The sequence below is a fragment of the Muricomes intestini genome, from assembly GCF_004346165.1.
Classification (GTDB): domain Bacteria; phylum Bacillota; class Clostridia; order Lachnospirales; family Lachnospiraceae; genus Muricomes; species Muricomes intestini.
The window spans coordinates 100,794-119,831 of the sequence record NZ_SLZZ01000008.1 but is presented as its reverse complement, the minus strand read 5'-3'; the positions used below and the strand labels follow the sequence as shown (position 1 = coordinate 119,831).

General features: G+C 38.4%; 17 protein-coding genes and 1 tRNA gene. 15 read left to right on the top strand and 3 right to left on the bottom strand.

Translation table 11 applies throughout. The features are described 5' to 3' along the window. Positions 1-247 precede the first annotated feature (247 nt). From mnmE to rsmG, 3 genes are read left to right on the top strand one after another with little or no spacing between them, the layout of a single operon-like run. The gene (gene mnmE / locus EDD59_RS07560; protein WP_132380573.1) at positions 248-1,660 is read left to right on the top strand and encodes a tRNA uridine-5-carboxymethylaminomethyl(34) synthesis GTPase MnmE; all 1,413 of its coding nucleotides are present in this window, start codon (positions 248-250) and stop codon (positions 1,658-1,660) included. Beyond that, positions 1,626-3,518 carry a tRNA uridine-5-carboxymethylaminomethyl(34) synthesis enzyme MnmG gene (gene mnmG / locus EDD59_RS07555; protein ID WP_132380571.1) on the top strand — a complete coding sequence of 631 codons (1,893 nt, stop codon included), beginning with the start codon at positions 1,626-1,628 and terminating at the stop codon, positions 3,516-3,518. The genes mnmE and mnmG overlap by 35 nt, the downstream gene beginning before the upstream one ends. Positions 3,519-3,546: 28 nt before the next feature. Beyond that, positions 3,547-4,257 carry a 16S rRNA (guanine(527)-N(7))-methyltransferase RsmG gene (gene rsmG / locus EDD59_RS07550; RefSeq protein WP_132380569.1) on the top strand — a complete coding sequence of 237 codons (711 nt, stop codon included), beginning with the start codon at positions 3,547-3,549 and terminating at the stop codon, positions 4,255-4,257. A 67-nt stretch (positions 4,258-4,324) separates the two neighbouring features. Here rsmG and EDD59_RS07545 read toward each other — a convergent pair whose 3' ends face one another. Further along, positions 4,325-5,287: an alpha/beta fold hydrolase gene (locus EDD59_RS07545; protein ID WP_132380567.1), complete on the bottom strand. Its 963-nt coding sequence runs from the start codon at positions 5,285-5,287 to the stop codon at positions 4,325-4,327. A 541-nt stretch (positions 5,288-5,828) separates the two neighbouring features. Between EDD59_RS07545 and EDD59_RS07540 the strand changes: the two genes are divergently transcribed. The 7 genes from EDD59_RS07540 to brnQ all read left to right on the top strand — a co-directional run bounded on the left by EDD59_RS07540 (position 5,829) and on the right by brnQ (position 12,327). Next, positions 5,829-6,596, top strand: coding sequence for a ParA family protein (locus tag EDD59_RS07540; RefSeq protein WP_132380565.1), 768 nt, complete (start codon positions 5,829-5,831; stop codon positions 6,594-6,596). Positions 6,597-6,599: 3 nt separating this feature from the next. Further along, positions 6,600-7,520: a ParB/RepB/Spo0J family partition protein gene (locus EDD59_RS07535; protein WP_132380563.1), complete on the top strand. Its 921-nt coding sequence runs from the start codon at positions 6,600-6,602 to the stop codon at positions 7,518-7,520. Positions 7,521-7,651: 131 nt separating this feature from the next. Beyond that, positions 7,652-8,176: a DUF4446 family protein gene (locus EDD59_RS07530; protein ID WP_132380561.1), complete on the top strand. Its 525-nt coding sequence runs from the start codon at positions 7,652-7,654 to the stop codon at positions 8,174-8,176. 134 nt (positions 8,177-8,310) lie between these two features. After that, positions 8,311-9,597 carry a serine--tRNA ligase gene (gene serS, locus EDD59_RS07525; RefSeq protein WP_132380559.1) on the top strand — a complete coding sequence of 429 codons (1,287 nt, stop codon included), beginning with the start codon at positions 8,311-8,313 and terminating at the stop codon, positions 9,595-9,597. 92 nt (positions 9,598-9,689) lie between these two features. Next, on the top strand, positions 9,690-10,565 hold the full coding sequence (locus EDD59_RS07520) for a DUF3881 family protein (protein WP_132380557.1): 876 nt from the start codon (positions 9,690-9,692) through the stop codon (positions 10,563-10,565). A gap of 116 nt (positions 10,566-10,681) precedes the next feature. Next, a tRNA-Arg gene (locus EDD59_RS07515) sits at positions 10,682-10,755 on the top strand. A gap of 219 nt (positions 10,756-10,974) precedes the next feature. After that, positions 10,975-12,327: a branched-chain amino acid transport system II carrier protein gene (brnQ, locus tag EDD59_RS07510; RefSeq protein WP_243117365.1), complete on the top strand. Its 1,353-nt coding sequence runs from the start codon at positions 10,975-10,977 to the stop codon at positions 12,325-12,327. A 39-nt stretch (positions 12,328-12,366) separates the two neighbouring features. Here the strand turns inward: brnQ and feoB are convergent, their stop codons facing one another. Beyond that, positions 12,367-14,520: a ferrous iron transport protein B gene (feoB, locus tag EDD59_RS07505; RefSeq protein ID WP_132380555.1), complete on the bottom strand. Its 2,154-nt coding sequence runs from the start codon at positions 14,518-14,520 to the stop codon at positions 12,367-12,369. Continuing rightward, positions 14,507-14,773, bottom strand: a complete 267-nt coding sequence (locus EDD59_RS07500; RefSeq protein WP_132380553.1) for a FeoA family protein — start codon at positions 14,771-14,773, stop codon at positions 14,507-14,509. The genes feoB and EDD59_RS07500 overlap by 14 nt, the downstream gene beginning before the upstream one ends. Before the next feature lie 149 nt (positions 14,774-14,922). Here EDD59_RS07500 and EDD59_RS07495 point away from each other — a divergent pair, with 149 nt between their 5' ends. The 5 genes from EDD59_RS07495 to EDD59_RS07475 all read left to right on the top strand — a co-directional run bounded on the left by EDD59_RS07495 (position 14,923) and on the right by EDD59_RS07475 (position 18,949). After that, entirely contained in the window at positions 14,923-15,405 is a 483-nt protein-coding gene (locus EDD59_RS07495) for a metal-dependent transcriptional regulator (protein WP_132380551.1), read from the top strand. A 102-nt stretch (positions 15,406-15,507) separates the two neighbouring features. Further along, positions 15,508-15,867, top strand: a complete 360-nt coding sequence (locus EDD59_RS07490) for a molecular chaperone Hsp90 (protein ID WP_132380549.1) — start codon at positions 15,508-15,510, stop codon at positions 15,865-15,867. Between the two features lie 490 nt (positions 15,868-16,357). Next, positions 16,358-17,380: a methionine ABC transporter ATP-binding protein gene (locus EDD59_RS07485; protein WP_132380547.1), complete on the top strand. Its 1,023-nt coding sequence runs from the start codon at positions 16,358-16,360 to the stop codon at positions 17,378-17,380. Beyond that, positions 17,370-18,035, top strand: coding sequence for a methionine ABC transporter permease (locus EDD59_RS07480; RefSeq protein WP_132380545.1), 666 nt, complete (start codon positions 17,370-17,372; stop codon positions 18,033-18,035). Before EDD59_RS07485 ends, EDD59_RS07480 begins: the two co-directional genes overlap by 11 nt. Before the next feature lie 50 nt (positions 18,036-18,085). After that, positions 18,086-18,949: a MetQ/NlpA family ABC transporter substrate-binding protein gene (locus EDD59_RS07475; protein ID WP_132380543.1), complete on the top strand. Its 864-nt coding sequence runs from the start codon at positions 18,086-18,088 to the stop codon at positions 18,947-18,949. Positions 18,950-19,038: the final 89 nt, after the last annotated feature.

Below are 19,038 nucleotides of genomic sequence, written 5' to 3'. Positions count from 1 at the left end.
TTCGTGAAACAGCAGATGTTCTCTTTTATGTATACTACGATGTAGGGGTCAAAAGGTATTTTGCCCCCTGATACCTACGGATTGCTCCGCACTTTGTGCTCCCACAATCCTAAAAACATTCGAAATTCACCCTGCTCGGGCTACTTTCTCATGTTTTTAGGGACCCAAAGTCATGCTTTTTCATGCAAGCATGAAACGCACGACCTTTTGACCCTGGTATCATACTACAGTATTATAGGAGAAATAAATGAAGAAAGATACAATTGCTGCGATTTCCACCGGAATGACAAATTCAGGTATTGGAATTGTACGTATCAGCGGTTCAGAGGCATTTAGGATTGCTGACCGGATATATAAAGGTAAAGACAGTCTTTTGAATGCTGAAAGCCACACAATTCATTATGGTTTTATCAGAGATGAAAATGAAACTATAGATGAAGTACTTGTTATGCTTATGCGTTCTCCCAGAACCTTCACCGGGGAAGATACAGTAGAAATCAATTGCCACGGAGGAACATATGTGGTAAAACGTGTATTGGAAACAGTTATAAAAAATGGAGCAAGACCGGCAGAACCCGGGGAATTTACAAAAAGAGCCTTTTTGAACGGAAAAGTGGACTTATCACAGGCGGAGGCTGTAATTGATGTGATTACATCTGAAAATGAATATGCGCTTCAAAGCTCAATAAGTCAACTAAAAGGTAGTATTAAGAAAAAAATACAAGATATAAGAAATAAAATAATTTACGAGACGGCATTTATTGAGACTGCATTGGATGATCCTGAACATATTAATATAGATGGATATGGAGAAAAACTAAAAAGTGTTATTAATAATGTTTTAATTGATTTAAATCATTTAATTGAATCTTTTGACAGCGGACGTATTATGAAAGAAGGAATACAGACTGTTATTGTTGGAAAGCCAAATGCAGGAAAATCTTCTCTTTTAAATACTCTTTCCGGAAGAGAGAGAGCTATTGTGACTGATATAGAAGGTACGACCCGTGATGCTTTGGAGGAACAAATTCAACTTAAAGGGCTGACATTGAATATGGTTGACACGGCAGGTATAAGAGATACTGATGATATTATAGAGAAGATGGGTGTGAATAAGGCACGTGATTATGTCACTTATGCTGACCTTATAATTTATGTTGTGGATGCTTCAAGGCCTTTGGATCAAAATGATGAAGATATTATTCACTTAATAGAGGGAAAAAATACTATTATACTTTTAAATAAATCCGATTTAAAGGTAATTGTAACGAAAGATAACTTGCAAAACAAAATTAATAATATACTAAAAATAGATAAGAATGAAGGAAAACTTGCAAAAAATATTCCGATGATTGATACATCATTAAAGGAAGAACAGGGGATTGAGGAATTTGAGGATATGTTAAATTCTATGTTTCTTAAGGAAGAAGTATCCTTTAATGAGGAAATATATATTACAAATATCAGACACAAAGCGGCACTTTTAGATGCCTGTGAAAGTTTGAAAAAGGTACTTGACAGTATTGAGAATCAGATGCCGGAGGATTTTTTTTCTATAGATTTGATGGATGCATATGAAGCATTGGGAAATATAACAGGGGAGACGATAGGAGAAGATTTAGTAAATGAAATATTCAGCAAATTCTGTATGGGTAAATAAAGACAAATATGATATTGCCGTAGTAGGGGCTGGACATGCAGGTTGTGAAGCTGCTCTTGCAGCGGCTAGGCTCGGATTTAAAACTATTATGTTTACGGTAAGTATAGAAAGTATTGCATTAATGCCTTGTAATCCAAATATTGGAGGAACATCAAAAGGTCACCTGGTCAGAGAAATAGATGCTCTGGGAGGAGAGATGGGAAAGGTGATAGATAAAACCTTTATACAGTCCAAGATGCTTAATCAATCAAAGGGGCCGGCGGTACATTCTCTGCGTGCTCAGGCAGACAAGGCACACTACAGCAGAACAATGCGCAGGGTGTTGCAGGAACAAAGTAATCTGGATATACGCCAGATGGAAGTAACAGATCTGTTGGCAGAAAATGGGCAAATAACCGGTGTACAGACTTATTCAGGAGCAATTTATCCATGCAGTGCTGTTATACTTTGTACCGGAACATATCTAAAGTCCAGATGCATTTATGGTGATGTTAGCACTTACACCGGGCCAAATGGCCTTCAGCCTGCAAACTTTCTGACGGATAGTTTAAGGTTACTGGGAATAAAGATGTATCGTTTTAAAACAGGAACACCTGCAAGAATCGATAAAAAATCTATTGATTTTAGTAAAATGGAAGAGCAAAAAGGTGATGAGCGAGTTGTTCCGTTTTCTTTTACTACAAATCCTGATGATGTGCAGATAGATCAGGTTTCCTGTTGGCTGACTTACACAAATGAAAAAACTCATGAAATTATAAGGGATAATTTGGACAGATCTCCACTTTATTCTGGAATGATTGAAGGAACAGGACCAAGATATTGTCCGTCAATTGAGGATAAAGTTGTAAAATTTTCTGACAAAAATAGACATCAGGTATTTATTGAACCGGAAGGACTGGAAACAAATGAAATGTATGTTGCCGGTATGTCAAGTTCATTGCCGGAGGATGTTCAGTATGCCATGTACCGCAGTGTATCAGGATTGGAGCAGGCGAAAATTGTTAGAAATGCATATGCAATTGAGTATGACTGTATTGATGCCAGACAGCTGAAAAATACCCTTGAATTTAAAAAAGTAAAAGGATTGTTCAGCGCAGGCCAGTTTAATGGAAGTTCCGGCTATGAGGAAGCGGCAGCCCAGGGATTAATAGCAGGAATAAATGCGGCAAGATTACTGCAGGGAAAACAGGGAATAGTAATTGACCGCTCGCAGGGATATATAGGAGTGCTTATTGATGATCTTGTGACAAAAGAAAGTCATGAGCCATATCGAATGATGACATCAAGAGCTGAATATAGATTGCTTTTAAGACAGGATAATGCGGATATGAGACTGACAAAATTAGGATATGAGGTTGGACTTATAAATGAGAAGCGTTTTCAAAAACTAATTAGGAAGGAAAGGGCAATTGACGAGGAAATTTACAGGGTTGAGCATACAAATGTAGGTAGATCTGAGAATGTACAGAATTTATTGAGGTCTTATGAGAGTACATCACTTATATCAGGAACAACAATGGCGGAGTTAATCCGGCGACCTGAATTATCCTATGAAATACTTGCACCCATTGATATAAAAAGAAAGGAGCTTGATCCTGGTGTAGCGGAACAGGTAAATATTAATATAAAATATGATGGATATATTAAACGGCAAAAAAAACAAGTTGAGCAGTTTAAAAAATTAGAAAAGAAAATAATTCCAGAAAAAATTAATTATAATGAGATAAAAAGTCTTCGTATAGAGGCAAAACAAAAACTGATGGAAATACGTCCATCATCTATCGGGCAGGCATCAAGGATTTCAGGAGTATCTCCGGCAGATATTTCAGTACTTTTAGTTTATCTTGAAAGTAAATAGGAGGATAACATTATTTGGGAGAAAGTGAATGGAAGATAAGTTTAATAAACAGCTAAAAAAATTAGATATTTATTTAAGTGAAAAGCAAAAGTGGCAATTCAAGAAGTATTATGAACTCCTGACAGAGTGGAATAAAGTTATGAATCTTACAGGAATAATAGATTATGATGAGGTGAATGAAAAGCATTTTGTTGATAGTCTTGCAATTGTTAAATCAATAGAATTGAAAAAAGTAAATGAAATGATAGATATAGGTACCGGAGCAGGTTTTCCGGGAATACCTCTTAAGATAGTTTTTCCACAGATGCATGTAGTTTTGCTGGATTCTTTAAACAAAAGAGTAAAGTTTCTAAATATGGTAATAGAAGAAATAGGTTTACAGAATATAGATACATTGCATGGAAGAGCTGAGGATTATGCAAGACAAGAAAAATATAGAGAAAGATTTGATTTATGTGTATCCAGAGCAGTTGCAAATTTATCCACCTTATGTGAATATTGTATTCCTTATTTGAGGATTGGCGGAATATTTATATCTTATAAATCTGGAAATATAGAGGAAGAACTACGAAATTCAAGTAGAGCAATAAAAGTGTTAGGCGGTGAAGTGGAGAAAAATATAATATTTCAACTGCCGGAGACTGATATAAGCAGATCATTTATAAAGATAAAAAAAAGAGAGAGTACAAAGAAAGAATATCCGAGAAAAGCTGGAATACCAGCTAAGGAACCGATGTAATCGGAATTATTGTTATTGAAAGTATTCATGAGGATGCTGCAACTGCAGCATCCTCTTTCTTTTGCCATTATCCATCAATTTCAAACAAAATTTCAACCTGTTCTACAAATTTATCCGGCATTTCTAATTGTGGCAAGTGCTTTGTCTTATTAATCTCCACAATTTCGATAGAAGGAAGTTGGTTTTGATATTGACTGGCCACTAGTGTATTTTCAGGGTTAGAATTTCCAACAATAATAAAAATACTATTATTTATTTCTTTAAGGCAATGTATAATATTCGCATTTGAGTATCTGGATTTTATACTGGAATATAGATACTTTGAACGAGTGTTATACTTATGGGAGGCTTCAAAATACGCAAGTATACTTCTTTCATCAATCTTATTTTGATCATAGTAGTATCGAAATCTGAAATTATCTTCGATTGTTCTTTTATTAATCAGTATATTATAAATAAATGTACCTATGATGGGCGTATTTATAATATGGCGCACCATTTTAGTACGTTTTGTCGGTATCTTTGCAAGAGTGATAAGACTTTGTGGATTAACCATTATAACTTTGTTAATTACTGTATTATCATTTGCACATGCCATCAAAACAAATGAACCGGATTCTCCAGTACATATAACATCTGTCTTTTTACCAATAATATGCTTAATAAAATCAGTAATTAATTGAACATACAAATAGTTGGTGTAAGTTAAATTAGGTTTAGCGGAACGTCCACATCCAAGTAAATCAATAGTATAGACAGTATTAGTTTGTGATAATGCATCTACTATTTTATTCCACTCATATGCAGAACTGGTAACATTTAAATCATGAATCAATAAAAGGGGGGAACCCTCTCCCTGTTTTGTATAAAATATCCGGCCAAATCTCCATTCATAATATTGTTCATCTTTATAAAATAAAAGGTTATCTATAGTAGAAATGTGATGAACTAACCGATTAACAACATGTATAATTCCGATTGAAGTACCACTGAGAAGAACACATGAGGTAAGTCTTTTTTTCCAACCCAAAATATCACCTCTTTCTAAATTTATATTTCTTATTATACTACACTCATTGAAGCAAATAAAGTAAAAATACAAATTTTTATGTATATAATGATGTAGGGGTCAAAAGGCATTTTGCCCCCTGATACCTACGGATTGCTCCGCACTTTGCGCTCTCGCAATCCTAAAAACATTCGAAATCCGCCCTATTCGGGCTACTTTCTCATGTTTTATGGGTCCCAAGGCCATGCTTTTCCATGCAAGCATGAAACGCATGGCCTTGGGACCTTGGTATCATATAATGTTTCACGTGAAACATTATATTTGTAAAAATGTGTATTAGAATAAAAATTTAAAATTAAGAGTTTAAATTTTAGCAAAGAAATGAAATTAACTTATTGGTCTGTTTTTAGCAAGTAGAGTGTATCCCAGATCAGATTTTTATGTAATGGGGTAACAAAGGGTCTCATTAAATAAAAAAATAATGTTTCACGTGAAACATTGTATAGATATACTAACGAAAAGATGCTATAATAGTAAGGTGTTCAATGAAAGGAGTATTAAAATGGGAAGGATTATAGCAATTGCTAATCAAAAGGGCGGTGTAGGAAAGACAACAACAGCTATCAATCTATCATCTTCGCTTGCCGGACTTGGAAAAAAAGTTTTGGCATTAGATATGGATCCACAGGGAAATATGACTAGCGGTCTTAGTGTTAATAAAACAGAAGTCGAAAACAACGTTTATGATTTAATTATTGGTAATGCTGAAATTCAAGAGTGTGTTTGCAAAGATGTTTTTGAAAATCTTGATGTTCTTCCGTCAAATATTAACCTATCAGCAGCCGAAATTGAATTGATTGGTGTTGAAAATAAGGAATATATTATTAAAGGTGAGGTTGAAAAGATTAGGGACAATTATGATTTTATAATAATTGACTGTCCTCCTGCATTGAGCATGCTTACTATTAATGCCATGACAACAGCAGATTCTATACTTGTTCCAATCCAATGTGAATACTATGCTCTTGAGGGGCTAAGCCAACTTATTCATACTATTGAGCTAGTACAGGAAAGACTGAATCCAACTTTAAAAATAGAGGGTGTTGTTTTTACTATGTATGATGCAAGAACTAATCTTTCTTTACAAGTGGTGGAAAATGTAAAAGATAATCTAAGTCAAAATATTTATAAAACTATAATACCAAGAAACATTCGCCTGGCAGAAGCGCCAAGTTATGGAATGCCTATAAATTTGTATGATCCGAAATCTGCAGGATCAGAAAGCTATATGTTACTGGCAGAAGAAGTGATTCAAAAAGGAGAAAATTAGAATATGGCGGTGAAAAGAAATGGGCTTGGTAAAGGGTTGGACAGTCTGATTCCTGATAAAAGCGAAAAATTGTCGAAGAACCATACAAATTCAGAAAACAATAAGCAGACCGGACACGGTGAAAAAACAAGTAGTAACGGAGAAATATTATTAAAAATTAATCAGGTGGAGCCTAATAGAGATCAACCAAGAAAAGATTTCGATGAAGATGCATTATTAGAATTAGCAGATTCTATTAAGCAGTTTGGAATCCTACAGCCTTTAGTTGTACAGAAAAAAAATGATTATTATGAAATTATTGCAGGAGAAAGACGATGGCGTGCAGCAAAATTAGCAGGACTCAAAGAAGTCCCCGTAGTAATAAAAAGATATACAGATCAGGAAATAGTTGAGATATCCCTGATAGAGAATATTCAGAGAGAAAATTTAAATCCTATAGAAGAGGCCATGGCTTATAAGCGTTTATTGGAGGAATTTGATCTTAAACAGGATGAAGTTGCAGAGAGAGTTTCAAAGAGCAGGACAGCGGTCACCAATTCTATGCGGCTTTTAAAATTATGTGATAAGGTGCAGCAAATGGTTGTGGATGATATGATAACAACAGGACACGCCAGAGCACTCCTTGCAATAGATGATGAAGAACAGCAGTATTTGATAGCAAGTAGAATTTTTGACGAAAAACTTAGTGTACGAGAGACAGAAAAACTAGTTAAGTCATTAAAAAATCCAAAGAGAGCCAAAAAAGAAGAAAAACTAGAGAATGCATTTATTTATGATGACCTGGAAGAAAAAATGAAAAGTATTATAGGAACTAAAGTAAATGTGAATCAAAAGTCCAATGGAAAGGGAAAAATAGAAATCGAATATTATTCTCAAAACGAACTCGAACGTATATTCGATTTAATTATGACCATAGCTGATTAGGGATACATATTTATAAATAAAGTAACTTTGTAATATATCTTTTTGGCTCTGAACAGTTACCAAATAATGAAGAAACAAAAAATGGGGGAGAATATCAGAATGACAAAAATAATCAATAAGGAGGATTACAAATGGAAAGTACTATATTGGGACGTATTGGCATTGACCCCGCATACCTGCTTTTATTATTATTCTTAATCCAGGTACTACTGTTTGTACTACTGGTGAGTATAAATATGAAGTATAACAGGATGAAGACCAGTTATGCTTCGTTTATGAAGGGAAAAGATGGGAAGAATCTAGAGGAAAGCCTATTGGCGAGATTTGAAGAAATTGATGAACTTGTTGAGATTTCTAAAGAAAATCAGACTGATATACAAAACATTTATAAAAAAATAAAATCAAATTATCAAAAGATAGGCATTATTAAATATGATGCTTTTCATGAAATGGGAGGAAATCTAAGCTTTGCATTAACTATGCTGGATGAAAATAACAATGGATGGATTTTGAATGCTATGCATAGCCGTGAAGGGTGTTACACCTATATAAAAGAAATTGTAAATGGGCAAAGCTACATTGAGCTGGCAGAAGAGGAATCTGAATCCCTGGAAAGAGCTATTTACCAGGAAAATTACGATTTAAAAAAGAGTTGATACTATCTTCACCATATACCAAATATGATATTGAATTTTAGACGGATTAAATGGAAAAATGTCAACGAAACAATATGCAAGATAGAAATAAGTATATAAATTTTAAAGGATGAAAGTATAATAGGAGGAAAATTATGTTAGATATAAAATTTGTAAGAATGAATCCAGATATTGTGAGAAAGAATATTCAAAATAAATTTCAAAATGAAAAATTGCCATTAGTTGATGAAGTTCTGGAATTTGATAAGAAAAATCGTGATATTAAGCAGGAAGTTGAGGCATTAAGAGCGGAAAAAAACAAAACTTCCAAAGAAATCGGAGCTATGATGGCACAGGGAAAAAGGGAAGAGGCAGAAATATTAAAGAAAAAGGTTACAGAACATGCTGATAGAATAGAATCTCTTTCCGCGGCAGAAAAAGAAATAGAAGAGAACATCAAAAAAATTATGATGACAATTCCAAATATTATTGATTCATCTGTTCCTATTGGAAAAGATGACAGTGAAAATGTAGAATTAGAGAGATTCGGTGAACCGACAGTACCAGAATTTGAAGTTCCATATCACACAGAAATTATGGAAAGATTCAATGGAATTGATTTGGACAGTGCAAGACGTGTGGCAGGAAGCGGATTCTATTATTTAATGGGAGACATTGCACGTCTCCATTCAGCAGTATTATCCTATGCCAGAGATTTTATGATTAATAGAGGTTTTACTTACTGTATTCCACCTTTTATGATTCGCAGCAATGTGGTCAATGGTGTAATGAGTTTTTCAGAGATGGATGCAATGATGTATAAAATCGAGGGGGAAGATTTATACCTTATTGGGACAAGTGAGCACTCAATGATTGGCAAATTTATTGATACTCAGTTAGAGGAAAGTGAGCTTCCTCAGACATTGACCAGTTATTCTCCTTGTTTCAGAAAAGAAAAGGGTGCACACGGCGTTGAAGAACGTGGAGTATACCGCATTCACCAGTTTGAAAAGCAGGAGATGATAGTTGTGTGTAAGCCGGAAGAAAGTATGGATTGGTATGATAAATTGTGGAATAATACAGTAGATTTGTTTCGCTCTTTAGATATTCCGGTTCGTACATTGGAATGTTGTTCTGGAGATCTGGCAGATTTAAAAGTAAAATCCGTTGATGTAGAGGCGTGGTCACCCAGACAGCAGAAATACTTTGAGGTAGGAAGTTGCTCCAATTTGGGAGATGCCCAGGCAAGAAGACTGGGTATTCGTGTAAAAGGCGAGAATGGCAGATATTTTGCGCATACATTGAATAATACAGTAGTGGCCCCTCCAAGAATGCTTATTGCGTTTCTGGAGAATAACCTTCAGGCAGATGGCTCCGTGAAGATACCCAAAGTACTTCAACCATATATGGGAGAAAATGTCGTCATTACTCCTAAAAATTAAAGTAATATAGTTTATCACAGTTCAGTCATGAGTCTGATTGAGCTTTATACTTTCAAATTGGCTGAACTGTGAATAGAAATTTGGAGAATATTATGCATCAATATCTAAAAGCAATTGGTTTTAATGAACTGCATACAAAAAAAGAAGTAATAGAACTTTTGAAACAGGTGGAAACCAATTTTACACATCAGATAATTGTGTCATATCAAAGTTGGGCAGATTACTGTGAATTTCAAAAAGAGTATGGAGAAAAAGTTGGAATTACTCTATGCGGGGAATTGGATGAAGAGGAAAAGTTTGATGCAGATTATTATTTTCCATATTTTGAAGGAAGTGGAATAACTACATATGCAGATGTAGCTGTAGAAAAACGTATTGAAAAAGAAGAATACGTGGGAATTTGTGAAGATCCAAGATTGGGAATCAGTTTAATTTTTCATCTTCAGAACGGTATCGAATATATGAGAGAACGTCAGCTTGGATTTGAGTCCGAAATAGCTACATCCATTACATTTTCCGGACTGGCACTGTCAGGAAAAGTATTATTTCCTGTGAAAAAAAGTGAACAACAGGTAAAGAGTGAGAAGGAAGCATCGGATAACAGAAAAGTACTGCTTAAAGCAGCCAGAGGCGGGGATCAGGAAGCAATTGAAACATTGACATTGGATGACATTGATACATATTCAAAAGTATCAAGAAGATTAATCAGCGAAGACATTTTTACTATTGTAGATACATACTTTATGCCGTATGGTGTGGAGTGTGATTTGTATGCCATAATGGGGGAAATACTTGCAGTCAGGGAAAGAAAAAATATTGCAACTGGAGAACCCTTATATCAAATGAAACTAGATGTAAATGAAATGCAGTTTGACATCTGTGTTCCGGCCAAAGAAGTAATGGGAGAACCGGAAATTGGGAGAAGATTTAAAGCAACAATATGGCTCCAGGGATATATAAATTTCTGATAAATCGGCTGAACTGTTACGCAAATCTAGAAGATATTAATTAAATAAGTTGAGATTTTCTGATTTTCATGTTATATTATTAGTTGTGTTCTGTAGAAACAGAGCATTTCACACAAGTTCCCGTAGCTCAGCAGGATAGAGCGTCCGCCTCCTAAGCGGAAGGCCAGCGGTTCGAATCCGCTCGGGAACGTCTGAAAAATTTTGTAAGACTATTATAAAGGAAGTTTATTGTCGGGGTATGCAATATCCATGATGGAAAAGTACTAACTCCGAAAGGGCGTAAGAATTCGTTCCTCACCACTGTTTAACTGGAAATTTACTTGCAAAAATGATAAGATGGCAGTTAGCAAAAATATGCTTGTTAACTGCTATTTTTTTGATAAGATAAACTATTTGGGGGACTTGAACTTTGGAAGATGAGAAAAAGAAATTAACATTTAGTGATTATTTAATGATTGGATCAATGTTATTTGGGCTGTTTTTTGGAGCGGGAAACTTGATCTTTCCCGTACACCTGGGTCAGGCATCGGGGATGGAGGTTATCTGGGCAAATTTAGGCTTCCTTGTAACGGGAATTGGTCTGCCTTTTTTGGGAGTTGTCGCAATTGGTATTTCACAAAGTGAAGGGGTGTTTCAATTAGCCGCTCAGGTGGATCGCCGTTATGCATATATTTTTACCATTTTACTTTATCTTGTGATTGGCCCGCTTTATGCAATTCCGCGATTGGCAACGACCTCATTTGAAATTGGTCTCGCTCCCTTTATTTCTGAAAATGAGTTAGTATTGGCGCTTGCACTTTTCAGCTGTCTTTTTTTCTTTATTGCATGGTTGTTGGCGCGAAAACCAACAAAATTACTTGATTATATCGGTAAAATTCTAAATCCTTTATTTTTGATTTTATTGGGTGCTCTTTTAATCATGGCGCTTGTCCGGCCAATGGGGCCGATTGCCGGGACTGTGGTACAGCCGGATTATCAGGCAAATGCTTTCTTTAAAGGATTTGTTGAGGGCTACAATACATTGGACGCTCTGGCTTCCTTGGCGTTTGGTATTATTATTGTATCAACGATTCGAAGCCGTGGAGTAAAGAATCCTGGGATGATTGCAGTGGACACCATTAAATCCGGCACCATTAGTATTGTTGCAATGGGGGTTATTTATAGCCTGCTGGCCTATGTGGGAACGATGAGTCTGGGGAAGTTTCCTTTAAGTGAAAATGGAGGAATTGCCCTGGCGCAGATTGCCAATTATTATTTTGGGACCTATGGAAGTATCATTCTTGCATTCATCGTTATTTTAGCCTGCTTAAAGACTGCTATTGGACTGATTACTGCTTTTTCAGAAACATTTGTGGAGCTATTTCCGTCACAAAAATATTTAACCTTCGCGACAGGGGTCAGTCTGTTGGCTTGCCTGCTCGCCAATATTGGTTTAACCAAGATCATCCATTTTTCAATTCCGGTATTAATGTTTCTTTATCCGCTGGCAATGACGTTGATTTTACTTTCTATTATCGGATCGCTTTTTCATCATGATTTACGCGTATATCAGATGACAACTTATTTTACGCTTATTGCTTCAATAATTGATGCCATTAATGCAAGTCCGGATTTTATACGTCAGACAGGAGCAGCACAGGCACTGATACATTTTGGAGAAAATTACTTACCATTTTTCTCAATTGGTATGGGATGGATATTGCCGGCAGCTGCGGGCTTTATTATTGGTCTGGTCTGGCATCGGATTAAAAGGACAGTATAAGTATAAAGGGAAAATTGAAACGGCGGGCAAGCCGGCTGCCTATATGAGTCCCAGCAGCCGGATGGTATTCGCTGTAATCATGCATACAATAATACCGGTTATTGTAGGAATTGCAAAGGAGATAAGTGCCCATTTCATGCTTTGGGTTTCTTTCTTAATCGTCAGGAAAGTAGTTCCACAAGGCCAGTGCAGCAACGTAAACAGAATGGTACACACTGCCGTCAGCCAGGTCCATCCGTTATTTACAAAAAGTGTATGCAATTCTGACAGGCTTTCTAGATCAGTCAGTTTTCCTGCCGCCATATAGCTCATAATCAGGATAGGCACAACAATTTCATTGGCTGGGAATCCCAGAATAAATGCCATCAAGATGTATCCGTCCAGACCAATAAATCTTGCAAATGGATCAAGAAACCCGGCACAATGGGCAAGTAGGCTCAAATCTCCGATATGGATGTTGGCCAGTACCCAGATAACCATGCCTGCAGGTGCGGCAACGGTAATTGCTCTGCCCAGTACAAAAAGTGTACGGTCAAAAATAGAACGGATAATTACTTTACCGACCTGCGGACGGCGATAAGGCGGGAGTTCCAGATGAAAGGAGGAAGGCATTCCTTTCAAAATTGTTTTTGACAGCAGCTTTGAAATCAAAAGCGTCATGGCAACACCAAGTATGATCGTACCGGTCAGCATCAGTGTGGAAATGACAGACTGGAATGCACCACTTAAGGCACCGGCAAAAAACATGGTGATAATGGCTATTAAAGTGGGAAACCTTCCGTTGCAGGGTACAAAGCAATTTGTAAGGATGGCAATCAATCTCTCCCGGGGGGAATCAATGATTCGACAGCCAATAACGCCGCAAGCATTGCAGCCAAATCCCATACACATAGTCAGCGACTGCTTTCCGTGGGCACAAGCTTTGCGAAAAAAGTTGTCAAGATTAAATGCGATTCTTGGCAGATAGCCCATGTCCTCCAACAGTGTAAACAATGGGAAGAAAATTGCCATTGGCGGCAGCATTACGGAGATTACCCAGGCCAGTGTCCGAAAGACGCCATCTACAAGGACTCCGCGCAGCCAATCCGGGGCGGACAACCATTCAAAAAACCGGGAAAGTGGCTCCTCCAATGAAAATAGTCCAGTGGAAAGAAGGTTCGATGGAATATTAGATCCCACAATGGTGAGCCAAAAGATGCCAAACAGCATTGCAATCATGATGGGTATTCCGGTTAGCTTTGAAGTAAGAATTTTATCAATTTTATTATCCCGTCCCGTATATTCTTTGTTTCCAAAGATGACGGTATCCCGGCAAATATCTTCGCATTCTCTGACAATCTTTGTGACAATCTGATCACGAATCCTATTGGCCGGCATGTTCACTTCCCCCAGGGAAAGTCTTGCCTTTTTAACTGCCTGAGCGATTTCATCATTCTTTAAAAGATCGAAGCCGAGGCAGGTTTTTAGAGAGTGCAGCAGACTTTCATCTCCGTCAAGTAGTTTCAGAGCAACCCACCGGCTGCTAATTTGTCCCTGTAAAACATCATCAAGCTCTGACTCTATCAAATCGGCGGCATCTTCAATTTTTTCTCCGTATTTTATATGAAGCGGACACAGTTTTGGCTTGCTCTCTGTAAGTTCTTTGACAGCATCCATCAAGTCATTTAAGCCTCTGCCGGAGCGAGCACTGGTTCCGATTACCGGAATCCCTAGCTTGGAACTTAGTGCCGTGAGATTAATGTTGATTTTTTTTCTTTTGGCTTCGTCCATCAAATTGACGCACAACACGATTCGGCCGGTGATTTCCATGGTTTGAAGCACCAGATTTAGATTCCGCTCCAAGCAGGTGGCATCGGCTACCACTACCACAGCATCGGCTCCGCCAAAGCAGATAAAATCCCGGGCGATTTCTTCCTCGGCTGAGTTTGCCATCAGTGAATAAGTACCCGGAATATCCACTAGGATAAAATTTGTATTTTGATACTGATACTTTCCCTGGGCGTTTACAACTGTTTTTCCCGGCCAGTTACCTGTATGCTGATTCATCCCTGTTAAAGCGTTGAAAACTGTACTTTTTCCTACATTCGGATTTCCGGCCAAAGCTATAACCTTATCTTGCAGTGTTGCCTTTTCGATATATAAGCCGCAGTGGCTTAAGACTCCAGCTCCTGTCGAAGTATTAGTTAACCCCATATGATGACTCCTCCTCCGTGACTGATACCATGATTTTTTCTGATACGTCCAAACGCAGCGCAATGACAGCACCCCGAATAAGATAGGCAACAGGGTTACCGGAAGGGCTTTTATACAGCGGTTTTATTTCGGTTCCGTCAATAATACCAAGATCCAGCATACGCCTTCTGGCTGCACCGTCGGAGATTAGGGCGGAAACGTTTGCTTTTTTTCCAATTGGAAGCTTATCTAATGATATTTGAGTGGTATTCACGGTAAAATCCTCCTAAACCATATATTTGAAATTGGGCTGTCTGTTTGTTAGGGGTGGGAAATGCCGTTTCCTATGACTAATTTATGAAGTGAAAGCATAAAGTGTTACAAATGAATGATACAAAAATCTGGCATAGAGGATGGAGGCTTATGAGTAAACCTATAGAAAACGAATTTCATACTGTTCGCGGTTATCAGCTGAAGCAACAAAATGAAGGGAGGCTTACGCCTGCTCTGGAGGATTATCTTGAGATGGTATATCGGTTATGCCGGGTGGAAAACTACACGCGTGTCAATAAGCTGTCAGAAAGTCTTCATGTCCGTCCATCTTCCGCGTCAAAAATGATATCCAAGCTTGTTGAGCTTGGATATTTAAAATACGATAAGCATGATAGTATTTTGCTGACAGAGGATGGAAGAAAGAGCGGCGCATATCTGCTGGAGCGCCATCATATCATGGAGCGCTTTTTTACTTTGATTGGAAGCGCAGATCCCTTAGTGGAAACGGAGCTGGTGGAACATATGATATGTTCGTCCAGTGTGCTGAGAATCCAGGCTATGCTGGAGTTTTTTGAGCAGAACCCGGAGATTGAAGAGCAGCTTAAGCGTTATTATTCACAGCTAAATAAATGAATAAAAAAAGAATTTTAGGTATTAAACAATGGGTTCGTATACAATAGGAAGAATTTGTGCTAACATAGAGATAAATTTCATAGGAAAGAAGGACGAACAATCATGGAGAAAGAAGTATTAGATTATGCTGTTGAGAAAACACACGACTTAATGAGTGCACCATCATGCAGTGCTGAGGCAAAAGCGGCGGCACAGATCTGGTTGGATGCTATTGGAACGGGAGAAGAGGCCGCAGAGACAAAAAAATATATTCAAGAGCTGGAAGAAGATGTCACACCGATTGATGGGTTAATAGGCCTTGCCGAATCTGAAGACGGAATACAGATTTTTGGAGCTGAGAATGCTAAAAATATGGCGGCACACGCAAAGGAAATCAAGACTGCCGGAGCGCAGCATTGTGATTGTGCGGCATGTACGGCTGCAGCAGAAATCCTTGAAAAGAAGGATGCACTTCTTAAATAGTATACAACATAAACAGCCAATATGTTTTACAGGGCATCAGTCAGAAATGATTGATGCCTCTTTCATATCAGCTTTGTTCATATCGGAGATATGGACAGGCAGTCCAGGCCACTGGAGGATTAGAAAAAGGAGAAATAAGTCTTGACAAACTCTTAAAGAAAAGGTAAAATACGCCTCATAAGAAGCATTCATTTAATCCTTAGTTTACCTATAGGAGATATGAAGGGAGTTGCCGTTATGAATCAGTGGAAAGCCATGCAGATGAATATTACCCTGATGGACAGCATGTGTATGATGATGTGTTGTGTTTCAGAGTGTGCAAAAAATCGATAATAGATTTTCATTTGTATGGGATGTGATTGATATTTGGCAGCTGCAGTAAAAATGCAGGATTATCAGGTCGCAGGTCTGTGCAGGGCTTGCGGCTTTTTTATGTAATAGGAAATAACTGCAAAGGGGACAGTCCCCTTTTAAGAAAGGAAAGTGAGATATGGAGTCATCAGAACCTATTATTAAGCTGGTTGGACTTGGAAAAGAGTTCCAGACTGCAAACGGCCCTATTAAGGCTTTAGATGATATCAACCTGTCCATTGAGGAAGGGGAGATATTTGGAATCATCGGTCTCAGTGGAGCAGGGAAAAGTACGCTTGTCCGCTGTATCAATTACCTGGAGATACCTACATCGGGGGATGTGTTTTTTGAAAATGAGAGCCTGGCTGCCATGAGTCCAAAGGAACAGAGGATGGCAAGACAAGCTATGGGAATGATTTTTCAGCAGTTTAATCTGCTGGACCAGAGAAATGTGCTTCAGAATGTCTGTTTTCCTCTGGAAATCGCCAAATGGCCCAGGAAGAAGGCTGTAAACAGAGCGAAGGATCTTTTGAAGGTCGTCGGGCTGGAGGATAGAGCAAAAGCTTATCCAGCACAGCTCTCGGGAGGGCAGAAGCAGAGAGTGGCTATCGCAAGGGCTCTGGCCACTAATCCAAAGATTCTTCTCTGTGACGAGGCAACCAGTGCTCTGGATCCCAATACTACAAAGTCTATTTTGGATTTGTTAAAGGAAATTAACAAGAGCATGGGGGTTACGGTGGTTGTCATCACACATGAGATGTCTGTTATAGAAGCAATCTGTGATCGGGTGGCGATCATTGACCAAAGCCATATTGCGGAGGTTGGCTCTGTGGCAGAGATATTTTCGGAGCCAAAATCTAAAATCGGCCGCCAGCTTATTTTGGGGGATGCGGCAGAACAAGTCAGCCGGTTTGGAGGTTCCAGACAGGTCAGGATTTCCTTTGACGGACGCTCTTCTTTTGAGCCGGTTCTTGCCAATTTAATTTTAGCCTGTAAGGTTCCGGTCAACATTATGCATGCAGAGACAAGAGATATTCACGGGACTGCCATGGGGCAGATGGTGATTCAGCTGCCGGAGGATGAGACAGAGCAGAACCGGGTACTTAATTATTTGAAAACAGCAAAAATATCACATGAGGAGGTAAAGGATTATGACATTTGATTCGGCAACTATTTCAATGCTTTTAACAGGAACCCTGGAGTCACTGTACATGATAGCGGTCTCTTCCTTACTGGCCTATGTGATAGGAATTCCTTTGGGCATCATTCTCATTGTTGCGGATAAGGACGGGATTCATCCAATGCCGTGGCTTCACAAGCCCCTGGGCATAATTATAAATCTGATCCGCTCCGTGCCTTTTATTATTTTTCTTCTTATGATGCTTCCTCTTACAAGGATGATCGTAGGCACCACTTTAGGCTCAACGGCGGTAATCCCTCCTTTGACTTTAGCTTCCGCACCCTATGTAGCCAGGGTTGTAGAATCTTCCTTTAAGGAAGTAGACGGAGGAATCATTGAAGCGGCAAAATCTATGGGAGCTTCCACCTTTCAGATCATCTGGAAAGTCTATCTCCCCGAAGCAAAGCCTTCCCTGCTGGTAGGAGCGGCACTGGCTATTACGACTATTTTAGGATATTCTGCTATGGCTGGTTTTGTAGGCGGCGGAGGTCTCGGAGATATTGCCATCCGATATGGATATTATAAATATGAGACAAACATGATGCTTATTACAGTGGCTATTCTGGTTATTATTGTCCAAATTATCCAGGAAGCGGGGATGGGCTTATCTAGAAAAAGCGACAAACGAATTAAGTAGTAACCGCCCAAAGGCGTTACAACATAAAATTTATCAAGGAGGATATGACTATGAGGAAATCATTATATGTACTTGCCGCTGCGGCTCTTACAATAGGAGTACTTACCGCATGCGCAGACAACAGTGAAAAATCTGATACTAACAAAACAGAAACCACAACAGAATCAAAGGAAAAATCTGGAGATTTGGAAAAGATTACTGTGGGTGCAACTCCCGCACCTCACGCGGAGATTTTGGATGCTGCAAAAGATATTTTGAAGGAAGAGGGCTATGAACTGGTAGTCAAAGAATATACAGATTATGTTCAGCCAAACCTGGCGCTTGATTCCGAAGATCTGGATGCCAATTACTTTCAGCACAAACCATACCTGGATCAGTTCAATGAAGAAAACGGAACCGATCTTGTAAGTGCAGGGGCAATCCATTATGAGCCCTTCGGCATTTATGCGGGAAAGACAAAATCTTTGGATGATCTTGCAGACGGTGCTGAGGTTTTAGTTCCCAACGATGTCTCCAATGAAGCCAGAGCACTTCTTTTATTGGCTGACAATGGCCTTATTACTTTAAAGGATGGTGTAGAGCTGGACGCAACCAAAAACGATATTGTAGAGAATACGAAGAATTTAAAAATCACTGAGGTTGAAGCTGCCCAGATTCCACGCTCCTTACAGGATGCGGATATAGCTGTCATCAACGGAAACTATGCAATTGAGGCAGGGCTAAAAGTATCCGACGCCCTGGCAACAGAGGATGCAGATTCTGTTGCGGCAACAACCTACAGCAATGTTGTTGCAGTCCGCTCAGGAGATGAAGACAGTGATAAAACAAAAGCACTTATTAAAGCACTTACCAGTGATACTGTGAAAAAGTTTATGGAAGACAAATATGAAGGAGCTGTAGTTCCTTCCTTCTAAAACTAATGCTAAAAGAAGACACAGTTATAATTATAGCCAAGATAAATCAAATATTAACAGGAATGACTATTCCATACAAAGTATGAACT